General features: G+C 70.9%; 18 protein-coding genes. 7 read left to right on the top strand and 11 right to left on the bottom strand.

From position 1 onward, the window contains the following. Positions 1-433: 433 nt before the first annotated feature. The 4 genes from ACWD68_RS21875 to ACWD68_RS21890 all read right to left on the bottom strand — a co-directional run bounded on the left by ACWD68_RS21875 (position 434) and on the right by ACWD68_RS21890 (position 2,775). The gene (locus ACWD68_RS21875) at positions 434-568 is read right to left on the bottom strand and encodes a CPCC family cysteine-rich protein (RefSeq protein ID WP_451808161.1); all 135 of its coding nucleotides are present in this window, start codon (positions 566-568) and stop codon (positions 434-436) included. A gap of 45 nt (positions 569-613) precedes the next feature. Beyond that, positions 614-739 carry a hypothetical protein gene (locus tag ACWD68_RS21880; RefSeq protein WP_451808091.1) on the bottom strand — a complete coding sequence of 42 codons (126 nt, stop codon included), beginning with the start codon at positions 737-739 and terminating at the stop codon, positions 614-616. A gap of 604 nt (positions 740-1,343) precedes the next feature. Continuing rightward, on the bottom strand, positions 1,344-2,354 hold the full coding sequence (locus ACWD68_RS21885; protein WP_451808092.1) for a zinc-dependent alcohol dehydrogenase: 1,011 nt from the start codon (positions 2,352-2,354) through the stop codon (positions 1,344-1,346). After that, complete coding sequence (locus tag ACWD68_RS21890; protein ID WP_451808093.1) at positions 2,347-2,775, bottom strand: tautomerase family protein; 429 nt, start codon at positions 2,773-2,775, stop codon at positions 2,347-2,349. Before ACWD68_RS21890 ends, ACWD68_RS21885 begins: the two co-directional genes overlap by 8 nt. Positions 2,776-2,879: 104 nt before the next feature. On the opposite strand from ACWD68_RS21890, the gene ACWD68_RS21895 reads away from it, so the two are divergent. Then, positions 2,880-3,464 (top strand): TetR/AcrR family transcriptional regulator, encoded by a 585-nt coding sequence (locus ACWD68_RS21895; protein ID WP_451808094.1) that lies wholly within the window; start codon positions 2,880-2,882, stop codon positions 3,462-3,464. A gap of 58 nt (positions 3,465-3,522) precedes the next feature. Here the strand turns inward: ACWD68_RS21895 and ACWD68_RS21900 are convergent, their stop codons facing one another. From ACWD68_RS21900 to ACWD68_RS21915, 4 genes are all read right to left on the bottom strand, one after another. Continuing rightward, complete coding sequence (locus ACWD68_RS21900; protein ID WP_451808095.1) at positions 3,523-3,750, bottom strand: e9imm peptide; 228 nt, start codon at positions 3,748-3,750, stop codon at positions 3,523-3,525. Positions 3,751-3,763: 13 nt separating this feature from the next. Continuing rightward, on the bottom strand, positions 3,764-4,126 hold the full coding sequence (locus tag ACWD68_RS21905; protein ID WP_451808096.1) for an NUDIX hydrolase: 363 nt from the start codon (positions 4,124-4,126) through the stop codon (positions 3,764-3,766). Further along, positions 4,123-4,674, bottom strand: a complete 552-nt coding sequence (locus tag ACWD68_RS21910; protein WP_451808097.1) for a GNAT family N-acetyltransferase — start codon at positions 4,672-4,674, stop codon at positions 4,123-4,125. Before ACWD68_RS21910 ends, ACWD68_RS21905 begins: the two co-directional genes overlap by 4 nt. 234 nt (positions 4,675-4,908) lie before the next feature. Further along, positions 4,909-5,406 carry a hypothetical protein gene (locus ACWD68_RS21915; protein WP_451808098.1) on the bottom strand — a complete coding sequence of 166 codons (498 nt, stop codon included), beginning with the start codon at positions 5,404-5,406 and terminating at the stop codon, positions 4,909-4,911. Positions 5,407-5,593: 187 nt separating this feature from the next. Between ACWD68_RS21915 and ACWD68_RS21920 the strand changes: the two genes are divergently transcribed. Beyond that, positions 5,594-6,157 carry a SigE family RNA polymerase sigma factor gene (locus ACWD68_RS21920; RefSeq protein WP_451808099.1) on the top strand — a complete coding sequence of 188 codons (564 nt, stop codon included), beginning with the start codon at positions 5,594-5,596 and terminating at the stop codon, positions 6,155-6,157. Beyond that, positions 6,154-7,368, top strand: coding sequence for a WD40 repeat domain-containing protein (locus ACWD68_RS21925; protein ID WP_451808100.1), 1,215 nt, complete (start codon positions 6,154-6,156; stop codon positions 7,366-7,368). The genes ACWD68_RS21920 and ACWD68_RS21925 overlap by 4 nt, the downstream gene beginning before the upstream one ends. Before the next feature lie 89 nt (positions 7,369-7,457). On the opposite strand, the gene dapA is transcribed toward ACWD68_RS21925, so the two are convergent. Then, positions 7,458-8,423, bottom strand: a complete 966-nt coding sequence (gene dapA / locus ACWD68_RS21930) for a 4-hydroxy-tetrahydrodipicolinate synthase (protein WP_451808101.1) — start codon at positions 8,421-8,423, stop codon at positions 7,458-7,460. Positions 8,424-8,649: 226 nt separating this feature from the next. Here dapA and ACWD68_RS21935 point away from each other — a divergent pair, with 226 nt between their 5' ends. Then, on the top strand, positions 8,650-8,784 hold the full coding sequence (locus tag ACWD68_RS21935) for a hypothetical protein (RefSeq protein WP_451808102.1): 135 nt from the start codon (positions 8,650-8,652) through the stop codon (positions 8,782-8,784). Next, positions 8,781-9,464: a hypothetical protein gene (locus ACWD68_RS21940; protein ID WP_451808103.1), complete on the top strand. Its 684-nt coding sequence runs from the start codon at positions 8,781-8,783 to the stop codon at positions 9,462-9,464. The genes ACWD68_RS21935 and ACWD68_RS21940 overlap by 4 nt, the downstream gene beginning before the upstream one ends. Positions 9,465-9,669: 205 nt before the next feature. Here the strand turns inward: ACWD68_RS21940 and ACWD68_RS21945 are convergent, their stop codons facing one another. Next, on the bottom strand, positions 9,670-10,764 hold the full coding sequence (locus tag ACWD68_RS21945; RefSeq protein ID WP_451808104.1) for a YihY/virulence factor BrkB family protein: 1,095 nt from the start codon (positions 10,762-10,764) through the stop codon (positions 9,670-9,672). Between the two features lie 156 nt (positions 10,765-10,920). On the opposite strand from ACWD68_RS21945, the gene ACWD68_RS21950 reads away from it, so the two are divergent. Beyond that, positions 10,921-11,571, top strand: a complete 651-nt coding sequence (locus ACWD68_RS21950) for an ArsR/SmtB family transcription factor (RefSeq protein ID WP_451808105.1) — start codon at positions 10,921-10,923, stop codon at positions 11,569-11,571. A gap of 19 nt (positions 11,572-11,590) precedes the next feature. Then, a complete protein-coding gene (locus ACWD68_RS21955; protein ID WP_451808106.1) occupies positions 11,591-12,322 on the top strand; it encodes an SRPBCC family protein in 732 nt (243 codons plus the stop codon). 204 nt (positions 12,323-12,526) lie between these two features. On the opposite strand, the gene ACWD68_RS21960 is transcribed toward ACWD68_RS21955, so the two are convergent. Continuing rightward, positions 12,527-14,353, bottom strand: coding sequence for an endonuclease/exonuclease/phosphatase family protein (locus ACWD68_RS21960; RefSeq protein WP_451808107.1), 1,827 nt, complete (start codon positions 14,351-14,353; stop codon positions 12,527-12,529). Positions 14,354-14,515: the final 162 nt, after the last annotated feature.

Consider the following 14,515-nt stretch of genomic DNA (forward strand, 5'->3'; position numbering starts at 1 on the left):
TGACTTGCGGCCGCTTACCGGATCAGCGTTCTGAACTGCCGCCGAGCTGTCGGCAGTTGTCGACGTTGGTCACCATCGAGCACCCTTCCACGGCCCCAGGACGGCCCGGGAGGGTGCTCGTGCGTTGGGGGATAGCGGCCTTGTAAGGGCGGACTTAACCCCAGGTCACTCCGGCTGCAACGACCCCCCAGGTCATGCGGCATCCCTGGAGCAGCATGCCGGGGTCTTTGCACGCCGACTTCGGCGCATGGGGCTGCACGGAGTAGAACCTCTTGGGCTGGAACGAATGGTGCAGCTCCTCCGCGAGCATGGCCGGCCGGTGCGCGGAGGGCTGATCGATTCTGCCGATCAGAAACGGACCTTCCTGCTCTACCTCACCGAAGACGGCAGCACACTGGTGGCCTGCGCCCGCCTGCAGCGGTGGGTCGAGCGATCACCGCTTCAGGAGTTCGATCCATGGGCCGTTCGGACCGCCCTGGACCCGGTCCGCATCGTGGTCGTCCTGCCCACCGTCCTCCCAGAGGCACACGGGGCAGATCTCGTAGCTCCCACGCTCATGGAGCGTCAGGAAGCCGCAGCAGGGACAGCGGTACGGGCCGTCCTCGGCTTTCCGTCATGTCGTCTCGCGCAGGTTGGGGAACAGGGCGCGGGGGCGGTCGGGGTCGGGTGAGATGAAGATGCCGTCCGCTGCCACCAGGGGTGTGGAGGGGTCGTGTTCCGTGGTGATCGAACCGGTCACTCAGGTCTTGCGTTCCTCGATTCCCGTGACGTGGGCGAGAACCCGCAGGGGGTGTCCAGGGGAACGGGGTGGTGGTACCGCATCTGCAGGGAGACGGTCATCCCGGGCCTTCCGGCGGCGCCACAGGCCCAACCCGTCAGCTCATCCAGGAGCATGGCACTGATGCCGCCGTGTCTGTAGCCGGGCGGTCCTTCGTGGGCGATGCCGAGGAGGCACTGTCCCACAAGGCCGCCGTCCCCCGCCGTGACGCGCATGGGCGGCGCGAGCGGGCTGCCGGCGCCGGTTACGGGGCTGTACATCGGCATTCCTCCGGGGAACTCATCCACGGCAGGGATCTCTGAACGGGTGCGCATCGGTTCCGTGAGGTCGGCGGCCAGTCGGCGGACGTCGTCTGCCAGGCGGTGCAGGGTGTGTGCCGGAGCGGTCGTGCCACGGCGATGTCGACCAGTGCCCGAAGCTCGTGTCCGAGTGCGGCGACGGCGGATCATTGGTGTTCCAGTTCGCTTTCCGTCTGTCGTCGGGGGCCGGAGTTCGTCGCCGGAGGGTCGGTCAGCTCTGCGTTCACCGGCTTTCTCGGTGTGGCGAGGTGGTGGGGTCGGGCGGCTCAGTTGACGGTGCGTACGAAGACGGGTTTGAGGTGGTTCTCCGGAAGCGCGTCGGGGAGTTGTTCCCAGTCGAGGACGTGGGAGACGACGCGTTCGGGCGCGACCTTCCCCGTGAGGGCGAGGTCGAGGGCATCGGGGATGTGCGCGCGGACGTTGTCGCGGGCGATGCGCAGGGTGACGCCGGTGAGGTACATGTCGAGCAGCGGCAGTTCGCCGGGCCGGAAGTGGTTGCCCGCCGATTCGCAGATGCCTTCGGGGGCGAGGGAGCGTACGGCGAGGGCGAGTTGGTCGACGCGGCCGGTGGCCTCGACGGCGAGGTCGAAGCCGTGCCGTACCGGTTCGAGGGTCTCGGCGGTGCGGGCGCCGTAGCTCTCGGCGAGGGCACGGTGCGTGGGGTCGGGGTCGACGTAGAGGACGTCGGAGGCGCCGAGGGCGCGGGCGATGTCGCACACGTACAGGCCGATGCTGCCGCGCGCGACGACCAGGACGCGTGCTCCGGGGCGGGTCTTGAGGTGCGGGGCGACCAGGCGCCAGGACAGGGACCAGTTGTCGCTGGCCGAGGCCATGGCCACCGGGTCGAGCCCCGCGGTCAGCGGCACCAGCATGGCGTCCGCGTAGGGGACGCGGACCAGGTCGGAGAAGAGTCCGCCCCAGCTGCCGCCGATCGGTGCGCCGTACATGGCCATGTGCGGCACGGATCCGCAGTGGGCAGTCAGTCCTGTGCGGCAGTGGTCGCAGGTGCCGCAGTTGATCGACCAGGGGACGACGACCAGGTCGCCGGGGGCTACGGAGGTCACCGCGTCGCCAACGTCGACGACCCGGGCCACGCACTCGTGGCCGAGTGCGAACGGCGGGTCGATGAAGCCGTGTCCGGCCAGGATCATGGAGTCCACGTCGCAGGAGGCGGCCGCGATCGGTGCGACGATCACCTCGCCGGCCGACCGGACCGTTGGATCGGGGGCCTCGCGCCACTCGACGGTGCTCCGGGCGGCGTAGATCAGTTCACGCATCGGCCTGTCCCTTCGCGAGAGCCACCAGGGCGGCGTAGCGGATCACCGAGCCGCCGGCGCCCCAGGTGCCGTCGGGCTGCTCGTGGACCAGTACCCACACACGCAGCGCCTCGGCTGGTGACAACCCGGCGGCCGCGAGCACGGTCTTGGTGGCGCCCTCGACAAGGCCGCTCTTGCGGCGCTCGGACAGCGCACCCTGAGGAACCGTCACCTCCACGAGGAAGCGGGGCGCGTCGTCCTCCGCGGTCACCTGGGCGCCCTCGGGCAACTCGGTCAGGTAGCTCCACGCCTGAGCGCGGAAGAAGGCGGTGTCCGGCGCTCCTTCCCAGTGCAGCAGCACCCGGGCCAGGTCGCGCTGAACGGTCGCGCGTCCCTGGTCGGTGAGGGCACCGGTCGGGACGGTCAGCCTGATCATCGGCATGGCAGCTCCTCCATCTCGCGACACCGTCACGCTATGACGGTCGTTATAAGCGATGGCCACGCTAGACTATGACGAGCGTTATAGCCAGAGGAGAGTGGAGCCAGGTGCCCAAGAGCAGCACGCCGTCCCGCGCACGGATCGTGGCCGGCGCCGCGGACATGATCAGCCGGCGTGGCCTGAGCGCCACGAGCATCCGAGAGATGGCCAAGCACGCCAAGGCGCCGCTCGGCTCGACGTACCACTACTTCCCCGAGGGCAAGCAGCAACTGGCAACGGAGGCCGTCCGGTACACGGGCGATTGGGTGGCCCGCAGCCTGCGCAACGAGCTGGAAGCGGGCCCGGCCGCCGGGCTGAACGCCTTCCTCGCCCTGTGGCGGAAGATCGTCGTCGACACCGACTTCCATGCCGGCTGCCCCGTCCTGGCAGTCGCCATCGAGGAACCCCCCGCCGACGAAGTCCCGCCTGCCCTGGCCGCCGCCGCAGAGGTCTTCGAGCAGTGGGAGGACCTGCTCGCCGGCTCCCTGCGGGAGCACGGCGCCGACAACGAACGGGCCGCGCAGATCGCCACGCTCATCGTCGCCGCCGTCGAGGGCACCGTGGCCATGTGCCGCGCCAAGCGCAGCACCGAGCCCCTCGACCGCACCGCGGCCCAGCTCCAGGCCCTCATCGCCACGGTCGTCGGGGAATGAGCGGGCCGCCGGCCTGCGGGCATCGCGCGGTTCGCCGGCCGAGCGCCCTTTGTGCGGATCAGAGTGCGAACGGCTCGTAGGCCAGAGCGCGATCGATGATCTTCTCGGCGGTCGGTTCCGGGTCGAAGTCCCAGTAGATGTAGTCGCTGATGTGAGGGCAGGCGAGTCCACGTTCGAGCTTGACCATGGCCTCGCTCGCCTCGTCCTCGTCGGTGAAGTCGGCGGCCATGAGGCGTCGCACGAGGGAGAGAGCTTCCTCGCGGTCCATGCTGCGGGGCGTTGCCACAGTCCGCCAGCTCCTATCCGATGTAGGGCTTCTGCCGGCCTGCCACGCCGTGCTCGATCCGCATGCGCTTGGACGGGTGGATGTTCAGCTCATCCAGCCTGCTCGGGTCCACGAAGGCAACTTCCTTGCTCTCGCTGCTGGTCCGCAGCTCGCCTCCGGCGATCCGGGCCGTGAAGCAGACCGAGAACTGCTGGCGCACCTCGCCGTCGTCATCGGCCATGACGTGACCGGGGTTCGTGCAGAGCCCGACCAGGCCTGTCACCTCGAGGTCGAAGCCGGTCTCTTCCTTCGTCTCCCGTACCGCCGCATCCGCGCGGACAAGTCGCGGTTGCAGGCCGCTCGCGGGCGGACGGGCGCGTACTCCCCGGCGGTTCATTCGCAAACTCGACTGGACGGCGGGACCGGGGACCACATGCCGAGCCACTGCTCGGCGCCCCAGGCCTCGAACCGCTCTACCTCGGTGAACCCCAGCTTCGCCGCGAGACGCATCGAGCCGACGTTGGCGGTCTGGGTGGTGAGCACCACCGGCTCACCGGGAAGCGCGCCGGCCAGCCAGCCGAGTGCCGCCGCGCACGCCTCGGCGGCGTACCCGAATCCCCACGCCCGCGGCAGGAACAGGTAGCCGAGATCGATCTTCCCCTCGGCAACCGGGCGACGGTGCTCGGGTGTTCTCCTGAGCAGGATCTGGCCGATCATCGACCCGTCGAGGTCAACGACGAAGCTCCCGGGCCACCGCTCGGGCGCCCCGGACATCTCGCGCTCAAGCGCGTCACGCGATCGGGGGCCGCCGAGGTAGGTGTGCACCTCCGGCGAGGCGAGCAGCTCGGTGAACGCCGCACGGTCCCGGGGCTCGGGCTCACGGAGCACGAGCCTCGCGGTCCTGATCGGCCCAGGCGGCCAGGCCACGGGTCCCAGATCTTCCATCCGCGCACGCTAACAGGTGGTCAAACCACCGAAAGGGAAACGCTTGACTCCACCTGGATCCGAACCCCGAACAGCACCTGGGCGGCTCGGCCTCGCTCCCACGCGTAGTCGAAGCTGCGCATGCAGTGCCGGAAGGTACGGGCACCGGGGATGTCGAGCGCCCTTCCGCGGCAGGAGCACGCCAGGGAGGGTGCTCGTGCGTCCGCCGGAGGCCTGCGGACGCACGATGCCGTGTCAGAGGGTCGTGGCGAACTCCCTCAGAGCCTCGAAGTCGGTCTCGCGCAGGCCGAGTCGGGGGTCGACGTGACGCAGCAGAGCGGGTGCGCGATGGTGGGCGGCGACGAACGCCTCGTCGGCCGGGCTCTGTTCGTCGTCCACCCAGGCGAAAGGGCGTCCCGCGGCGTGGGCCACGATGCGTTCCGTCTTCCAGTGGACGCCGTCGGGGCGCTCGGCGAACAGAGCGCCGGTGAAGTCGACGTACGGGAGCTCGGGGAGGCCGATCACGGGGGCGATCCAGCGGTTGGCGGCGTCCATCCAGGTGGTGGCCCAGCACAGGTCGTAGCCGAGGGCGAGCAGGGCGCGACCGTGGCCGGGATGGAGCCAGACGCGCAGCCGCCGGCCGGGTTCCAGGGCGACCCGGATCGTCGTGTACCCCTCGGGCCGACGCTCCTTCTGGGCCGCGTACGGGTTGAGGGGGCCGTCGACGTCGAGATACAGCAGCGGTCGGCTCACCTCGACAACGTACGGCAGGAACGGCGTGGTCCCGCGGGAATTACGCCTCGTACGGAGGCGGAGAGTCCTCCTTCGCCGGCGGGCCTCTGGATTTTCTCGCCGGGGCAGGCATAGCGGCGGGCGGGCGCGCGCGTCACAAGGGGCACAGGGGCCGGGCACAGAGCCCGCCGGGGAAGAGAAGGTGACGATGGATGCCGAAGGCCAGGAGAGTTTCCGGGAGTTCGTGGCGAACCGGTCGTCCGCGCTGCTGAAGACGGCCGTCCTCCTCAGCGGCGGGGACCGGCACGCCGCCGAGGACCTGCTGCAGAACGCGCTGATCAAGGCGGCGGGCCGCTGGAACCGGATCGACGAACCGGAGGCGTACGTACGCCAGATCCTCTACCGGCAGCAGGTCAGCCGCTGGCGGCTGAAGTGGCCGCGGCGCGAACTGAGCGTCGCCGAGCCGCCGGAGGCGAGCGCGGGAGCGGACACCGTGTCGGCTGCCGAGCTGCGCCTCGTGATGCGCGGGGCGCTGGCCCGGCTGACCGCCCGGCAGCGCACGGTTCTCGTCCTGCGCTACTTCGAGGATCTGCCCGAGGCCGACGTGGCCCGGATCCTGGGGTGCTCCGTGGGGACCGTACGGTCCACGACGCACCGCTCGCTGGCCCGGCTGCGCACCCTCGCGCCCGAACTCGTGGCGCTCGGCCCGGCCGAGGCCGAGACCGAACAGCCCCCGTCCCGTGACTACTCGCCCGTGGAGGTGCGTCCGTGAACGTCGATCAACTGGTGGGCGACGCCTTCCGTGAGCAGGCCGCCGACAGCATGCCCGCGCCTCCGTACTTCGCCGACCGGGTCCTGGCCGTACGGCGCCGCCGCCACACCCGCAGGCTCGCGGCCGTCGCCGTGGCCGCCGTCGCTGCTGTCGCCGTCGCGGTGGGTGTACCCCGCCTCGGCGGGGGCGGGGACGATGTGCGGCCCGCGAGCGAGATGAACAAGAGCGACATCATCGCCCACCCGGGCCAGACACCGCCCCGGGACCTGGTCGCGGCGGGGGACACGGCGCTGGCGGCCTACTACATCCGGGACAGGGTCGAGAAGTCCGCGAAGGTCGCCGTCAACGAGCGCACCTACCGCCTTCTCGACCAGAGGACCGGCAAATACGTGAAGACCACCAAGTGGTCGTATCTCAGCGTGGCACCCGGGATGCGGACCGCCGCCGTCCTGGAGAAGGAACTGCCGGCCAAGCGGATCGGCCTGCTCGACCTGCTCACCGGCAAGGTCGAGCGCTGGATCCCCGTGGACCACGGTGTCGCATCGGTCGAGTTCTCCTCCGACGGCCGCAAGCTCGTCGCGACGACGTACGCCAAGAACCCGGATCTCGTCCACAAGGTGGACTACGACGCCGACGGGGACGGCAAGAAGAACGACTGGAGCCCGCACTACGACGCATCGGACCGGACCGGTTTCTCCATCGTCGACGTGAGCACCGGCAAGAGCTCCTGGAGCGAGGTCACCGACAGACAGGACCTGAACACCCGCCAGGACTTCGGCTTCAGTCACGACGCCCAGCTGGTCTACTCGGGGCTCACCACCGCGCCCGACAACCAGTTCTACGACCTCGACGGCAACAAGGTCGCCACGCCGGCGAACGAGAAGTACCTGCACTGGTTCGTCCAGGCGCGGCTGTCCCCGGACGGCAAGCTCGCCGCCGGTGACTTCGCGGGCGGGCGGAAGACGACGGCGTCGGAGATCAACGACCCGTACACCGGCGAGCGGGTCGCCAAGGTGCGCGGGCAGCAACTGCTCGCCTGGGCCGACAACAAGCGGCTGATCGCCTGGGACATCGCGCCCGGCACCAACGAGTTCCACCAGCGGCTGGTGCTCATCACCATCGGCAGCGACACCGAGGTCCCGCTCACCGGTTTCCGCAAGGGCAACGACGGCGCGGACGGGCGCTGGAATCCGGTCTTCGCGCAGCGCTGAGGGGCCGGGCCAGGGGGCGGCGGGACCGGTCGGAGACCACCGTCGCCCCGTCCTGACGGCAGGGGGCGGACGGGGGTCGGTCCCACCCGTCAGGACACCGCGGCGACCAGCTCCTCGTAGGTCGCCAGCAGCCCGTCGGCCGTCTCCCGGCCGGCGGGCCGCAGCGGTGCGCGGACCGGGCCCGCGGGCAGACCGAGCCGGCCGAGCAGCGCCTTCGCCGTGACGCTGCCCGGCAGCCCGGCCGACATCATCGACTCGATGAGCGGGACGGCCTGTCGCTGGTGGCGCGCCGCGCCCGCCGGGTCGCCCGCGTCGAACGCGTCGAGGATCGACCGGAAATGACGCGGCACCGCGTTCGCGACCGTGCTGACATACCCGGCCGCGCCGATCGCGTACAGCGCGAGGACGTACTCGTCGCAGCCCGCGTAGTACGCCAACTCCGTGCGGGCCAGCACCTTCTGGGTGCCGAGGAGGTCGTACGCGCAGTCCTTGACCGCCACGATCCGCGGATGCTCCGCCAGCCGGATCATCGTCTCCGGTTCGATCCGGGTCCCGCTGCGCCCGGGGATGTCGTACAGCACGAGGGGCAGCCCCGAGGCGTCCGCGATCTCCCGGAAATGAGCCTCGACCGCGTCCTGCGGAGGCCTGCTGTAGTACGGCGTGACCACCAAAAGCCCGTCCGCGCCCGCCTTTTCGGCCGCCAGGGCCAGCTCCACGGTGTGCCGGGTGTCGGCCGTCCCCACCCCCGCCACGATCGACGCCCGGTCGCCGACGGCCTCCCGCACCGCCCGCACCAGCGCGGCCTTCTCGGTGTCCGTCGTGGTCGGCGACTCGCCCGTCGTCCCGGAGAGCACGAGCCCGTCGCAGCCCTCGGCCACCAGCCGCCCGGCGAGCCGCTGCGCGCCGTCGGCATCCAGCGCACCCGCCTCCGTGAACGGCGTGATCATCGCGCAGAGGGCACGGCCGAAGGCGGGAACGGGCCGCGTCGCGTGCCGGGCGGCCGGGGAGGCGGTGACGGTGGCGGCGGTCGGGGGAACGGTCCTCGAATCGGTCATGGAAGTAGTCTCGGCCGCTCGACTGTGAAGCTCCACTTAATTCTTCTACGAGGTAAAGGCAACGGATGCTACGCCTTTCGGGGATGGCGGCGAAGGCGGAGGCGGGGACGGGGGCTGCCGCGGGCCGGCCGGGTCCGCCGGAGCCGGGTCGAGGCACTGGTGCCAAACCGGCCCGTCATGGGTCACCATGGCGAGGACGGCAGTCGTCGGCAGAGCGGGAGGCGTCATGAGGCTGGGCAAGGCACTCGCCACCGGAGTCGCGGAAGAGCAGGCCCACACCCCCGGGGACGAGTTCGAACTCCCCGAGATCATCGAGGAGTCGGAGGCGTCCGTACCCGAAGACGTTCCGGCCGGACGATGAGGCTGCGGCTCCCCGAGGAACGTCCGACGGAGCCGCCGACCGGATACAAGATCGCCCACCCGGTGCTGTCCCAGGACGGCACCCGGGCCGGGTTCACCGGCGTATCGCTGGGCCGCGCGCTGCCGTACGGAGTCCTGGACGAGGCGCGCTGCGTCTACGGACGGCGGCACCGCGCGCCGCACCGCCGCTGCGACTGCGGCTTCCACTGCGTGCACGACTCCACCACCGCCGAGGCGATGCTGTGCACGGCCGAGCACCGGGCGGCCGTCCTCCTCGAAGTCTCCGTCCTCGGCGCCTACATCCGCTTCGAGCGGGGTTTCCGCTACGCCCGCCAGCGGGTGCGCACCGCCACCGTAGGCCCCTGCGCCTGCGGCGCCGTGGCCGGAGCGCTGGCCGACGCGGGCTGGGGACGTCCGGGCCGGCGCGCGCTGACGGCCGCCTGCGCGGGATGCGTTCGGGGTCGTACGTCCCTCTCGCTCGCCTCCTTCGCACGGCTGGCGGGTGACGGCTTGCGGGTCCGGGCCGCCGGCGGTCCCGTGGTCGCCACGTCCGGCCCCGGGGTCACCACGGCCGGTCCCGGGGTCTCCGAACTGGTCGCGGAGGCGGCACTCCTTCAAGCCCGACTCGACTGGTTCCAGAGCCAGTTGGCCCGTCTGAACGATCCGGGCCCGCAGGGATAGCCCGGGCGGCTCCGGGTACCCGTGCCTCCGCGAGCGAGCGAGTGCAGGCGGGGTCCTCCTCGCCGTGAGCCCGCTCCGAGGGCGGTTCAACGGTCGTCGAGGGCGCCGTTGGGGGCCCCGTCCCAGGAGCTGGAGGGGAGCGATGCGGCGGCGGACCGGACACCGGTCCGCCGCCGCATCGTGTGCCGTCCTCCCCGTCCCGGCGTCACACCCGCTCGGCGGCGTCCCGCTCGGGTCCCTTGCGCATCGGCGTGATTCCCGTCTCCACCTTTTCCCGGGCCGCGCGCAACGCCTGCAGACGCGGGGGCCACTTGCGGGTGTCGCGGGGCTCGACGTAGGGCTCCTCGGACGGGAGCCTGCCGTGGGTGATGGCCCGCTGGCGGGCGAGTTCCGCGTCGAACTCCAGGCCCAGGAGGATGGCCAGGTTGGTGAGCCAGAGCCACACGAGGAAGATGATGGCGCCCGCGAGCGTGCCGTACGTCTTGTTGTAGGAGCCGTAGCCGGCGGCGTAGACGGCGAATCCCGCGGACGCGCCCAGCCAGATCACCGTGGCGACGACGCTGCCGGGACTGAACCAGCGGAAGCCGCGGCCGGAGACGTTGGGAGCGGCCCAGTACAGCAGGGCGATCATCAGCTCGACGAACACCAGCAGGACCGGCCACTTGGCGATCGACCACGCCGTGATCGCCGCGTCGCCGAACCCGATCGCGGTGCCGGCCCGTTCGGCCAGCGGCCCGGTGAACACCACGATGATCGCGCTCGCGGTGAGGAGCAGCATCAGCGTGACGGTCAGTACGAGCCTCAGCGGGGTGATCTTCCAGACCGGACGGCCCTCCGGCAGGTCGTACACCGCGTTGGACGCGCGGATGAACGCGCCGACGTAGCCGGACGCGGACCACAGCGCCACGAGCAGTCCGACGATCGCGAGCACGCTGCCCGTCCCGCCGCTGTCGCCCAGTTGCGCCACCGCGTCACGCAGGATCTCGCGGGCCGGGCCCGGCGCCAGGTCCCCCACGTTGTCGAGGAGCCTGTTCGTGACGCGCTGCCCCATGACGCCCAGCAGGGACACCACCAGCAGCAGGGCGGGGAACAGCGACAGCACGCCGTAGTACGTCAACGCGGCCGCGCGGTCGGCGAGTTCGTCGTCCCGGAACTCCTTCACCGTGCGCCATGACACGGCCCACCAGGCCCGTGCGGGCAGCCGGGCGGGACGGTCCTTCTCGGCGGACCCCGCCGTCTCCGTGTCCGTGCCCGTGTCCGGAAGAGCCTGCCGCTTCGATTCCGGTCGCTTCTCGTCCATGACCGGCGTGTTGCCCGAATCCGGCCGATGAAGCCCCCGGGGGCATCCGGGCCGGGGAATTCCGGTCGCCCAGCCACCCCGGCCGCCGCGGGACGGCGACTCGCCGACGACTTGTGTCGTCTGGACAAAAAAAGTTTTCGGTGGGATGGTGGAGTCATGTTGGACGTGACCGTGATCGAGGACGCCGAGGCCGCCGCCGCATCGCTGGACCCCACCAGGGCCCGGCTGCTGGCCGAGCTGGCCGCGGGACCCGCGTCGGCCGCCATGCTGGCCGGCAGGGTCGGCCTGCCCCGGCAGAAGGTGAACTACCACCTCAAGACGCTGGAGCGGCACGGTCTGGTCGAGCTGGCGGGCGAGCGCCGCAAGGGCAATGTCACCGAGCGGCTGATGCGCGCGACCGCGGCGTCGTACGTCATCTCGCCGCTCGCGCTGGCCGCCGTGCAACCGGATCCGGACCGCTTCCGCGACCAGCTGTCCGCCCGCTGGCTGCTCGCGCTCGGCGCCCGGCTCGTCCGGGACGTCGGCTCGCTCATCACCGGCGCCGCGAAGGCCCGCAAGCGGCTGGCGACGTACGCGCTCGACGGCGAGGTGACCTTCGCCTCGGCCGCCGACCGGGCCGCGTTCATCGAGGAGCTGACGGCCGGGGTCGGCGCGCTCATCCGCAAGTACCACGACGGGGACGCGGAAGGCGGGCGCCCGCACCGGATCGTCCTCGCCGTCCACCCCACGGTCAAACCGGAGGCCGTGGCCGGACCCGAAGCCGTGGCTGGACCCGAAGCCCCCGCGGACGGCGAAGCCGCCCACTGATCACTCAGGAGTCATGATCATGCCCAAGGAATTCGAGATCGCCCGCGAGTACGAGGTCGACGCCACGCCGGACCAGATGTGGGACGCGATCACCAGCGGCAGCGGCGGCTGGCTGTGGCCCATGGAGTACGAGCCCCGCGAGGGCGGGGCCGGCCCCTTCGGCAGCACCATCACCGCCTGGGACCCGCCGCACCGGCTGACCGTGCGCAGCGAGGACGTCGGGTTCCCGACGCAGAGTCTCAACCAGATCGACCACACCATCGAGGCCCGTGACGAGGGCCGGCGTTCCTGGGTGCGCTATGTGCACAGCGGCATCTTCACCGACGACTGGGACAACCAGTACGACGGAGCCGACAAGCACACCGACTTCTACCTGCACACCCTGCGCGAGTACGTGACCCACTTCGCGGGCCGCCCGGTCGCCTTCGCGACCTTCGAGGGGCCCGGCGCGTCCACGGCGTCCGACGCCTTCGCCGCCGTCGGACGGGCCCTCGGCCTCGCGGACGACACCGCCGAGGGCGCGCGGGTCCGGGCCCAGGGACCCGGCGGCCAGGTCTTCGACGCCGTGGTCGACTACCGCAACCCGTACTTCATCGGGCTGCGCACCGACAACGCGCTCATCCGCTTCTTCGGGCGAGGCCGCTGGGGCGCGCCGGTCGGCATCAGCCTCCACGACTTCGCGCCCGACGCCGACGCCAAGGGCAACGAGACCGCCTGGAAGGGCTGGCTCGACGGAGTCTTCGCCGGCTGACCCGCACCAGGGCGGGCACGACGAGCCCGGCCGGGCGGGAGTTCCGGTGGGCGAGGAGAGCCGTCGCCCGCGGAAGTTCCCTCGGGCGACGAGATCCGCCCGCCGGGACTCCGCGCAGGCGACGAGATCCGCCCGCGGGACTCCACGCAGGCGAAGAGCCCGGCCCCCCGGACGACGGGGCCGGGCTCTCGCGTACCCGGGCGACTACGGACGGAACCGCAGCACCTGCGGGTCGTGGTCGCTGATCTGGTCGGAGAACTCCGAGTTGATGTGCACGCTGTCGTACTCCAGGTCGCAGCCCTTGCGGATCGAGGGGCTGACCAGGATCTGGTCGAGGACCTGGGCGTTGCCCTGGTAGTCGTACGTGTAACGCTCGCTCTTCGGCAGCGACTTGATCGCCGACCAGAGCTCGCCGTCGCCCTCCAGGATCTTGGCCGTGTCGGAGAACTCGAAGTCGTTGATGTCGCCGAGCGTGATGACGTCGGCGTTCTTCTGCGACTTCAGGATCTCGTCGACGAAGGCGTTCACCGCGGTCGCCTGGGCGTGCCGCTGGACCTCCGAGCTGCGCGCCGGGGGCTGGTACTGCGCGGTCAGCCCCTGGTCGCCACCCTTGGAGTTGAGGTGGTTGGCGATCACGAAGACGGTGTGGCCGCGGAAGACGAACTCGCCCGCGAGCGGCTTGCGGCTGCTCTTCCAGGCCGTGTTGGCCGGGTCGACGCGTCCGGGGGACGCGGTGAGCTGCGCCTTGCCGTGCACCTTCGTGACACCGACGGCGGTCGTCGAGTCGCCGCCCGCGCGGTCGGTGAAGGAGACCCGCTCGGGGTTGAAGAGGAAGACCTGGCGGATGTTGCCGCCGGGCTCGCCGCCGTCCTGGTCGTTGACCGGGTCGATGGAACGCCAGTCGTACGCCGGGCCGCCCGCCGCGACGATCGCGTCGATCAGCTTGCGCACCGTCTGGTCGGCGGAGACCGTGCCGTCGTCCGTCGCGCCGTTGTCGTCCTGGATCTCCTCCAGGGACACGATGTCGGGCGACTTGAGGTTGTTCACGATCGCGGACGCGTGGGCGTCGAAGGTGGCGTCGCCCGGGTCCAGGTTCTCGACGTTGTACGTCGCCACCGCCAGCTCGCCGCGCGCCTGCTTCTGCGTCGTCTCGCGCTCCAGGCCACCCTTCTCCAGGGTGCCCAGCTGGTTGGCGACGAGGGTGTATCCGCCGAACTGGTTGTAGTCGAGCGGACCCGCGGTGGTGCCGGCGAGCTTGTCGCCGACGTTCGCGGTCGGGAAGTCGGCCGTCGCGCCCAGGGACTGGATCTGTATCCGGCCCGTGTTCTGCGAGGTGTACGAGCCGTACACCGTGCCGCCGCGGTGGGTGGCGTGCTCGCGCGGCTTCACCGTGACCCACAGCTCCGTGTACGGGTCGGTGGCGGTGACCACACGGGTGTCGGAGACCTGGACGTTCATGCCCTCGAGGGACTCGTAGTAGTCCAGGGCGTACTTCGCCGGCTCCAGGGTGAGGCCGTTGACCGAACCGCTCGCGGCGGTGTCGCCGGTGGGGGCGTAGGCGTTCGGCACGGACCTCGCGTCGACGACCGTCGCGGCCGGGACGGCGTTGCCGCTGGAGACGACGGTGACCGTCGGCTTGGTGATCTCCGTGACGGACTGGTTGCCGGTGGAGGCGCCGCCCGGGACGTACTCCGAGACCGTGCCCGTCACCGTGACCGAGTCGCCGACGGCGACCTTGGGGGCGGAGCTGGTGAAGACGAAGACGCCCTCACTGGTGGCCGGGTCGGCGTCCGGGGCGGAGTCCTGGAGCCAGAAGCCCTTGGACGAACCGTAGGTCCGCACGCCGGTGACGATGCCGGCCACGTCCGTGACCTTCGCACCCGCGAGCGGGGAGGTCCGGGTGGTGCCCTGGATGTCGTGGATGTGGACGGTGTCCGCGTGGGCCGGTGTGGTGAGCACCACGGCGGAGATGGTGGAACAGACCGCGGCGACGGTCAGCGCGCCGATGCGCGCGGTTCTCTTGCTCGGCAAGGGAATCCCTCCGGGGACGTTCATGAGCGCCGGGACGAGGGTGGACTGTGGGGGGAACGCGCACTGCGTGCGGGCCAGTGACGCGCGTAGAAGTGGGCGGACCGCATGGCCGTTGAACTTCTACGCGCGTCAATCTCGTGTGTGGTGAGGGGAGTTGTCAAG

The organism is Streptomyces sp. NPDC005141 (assembly GCF_053599975.1).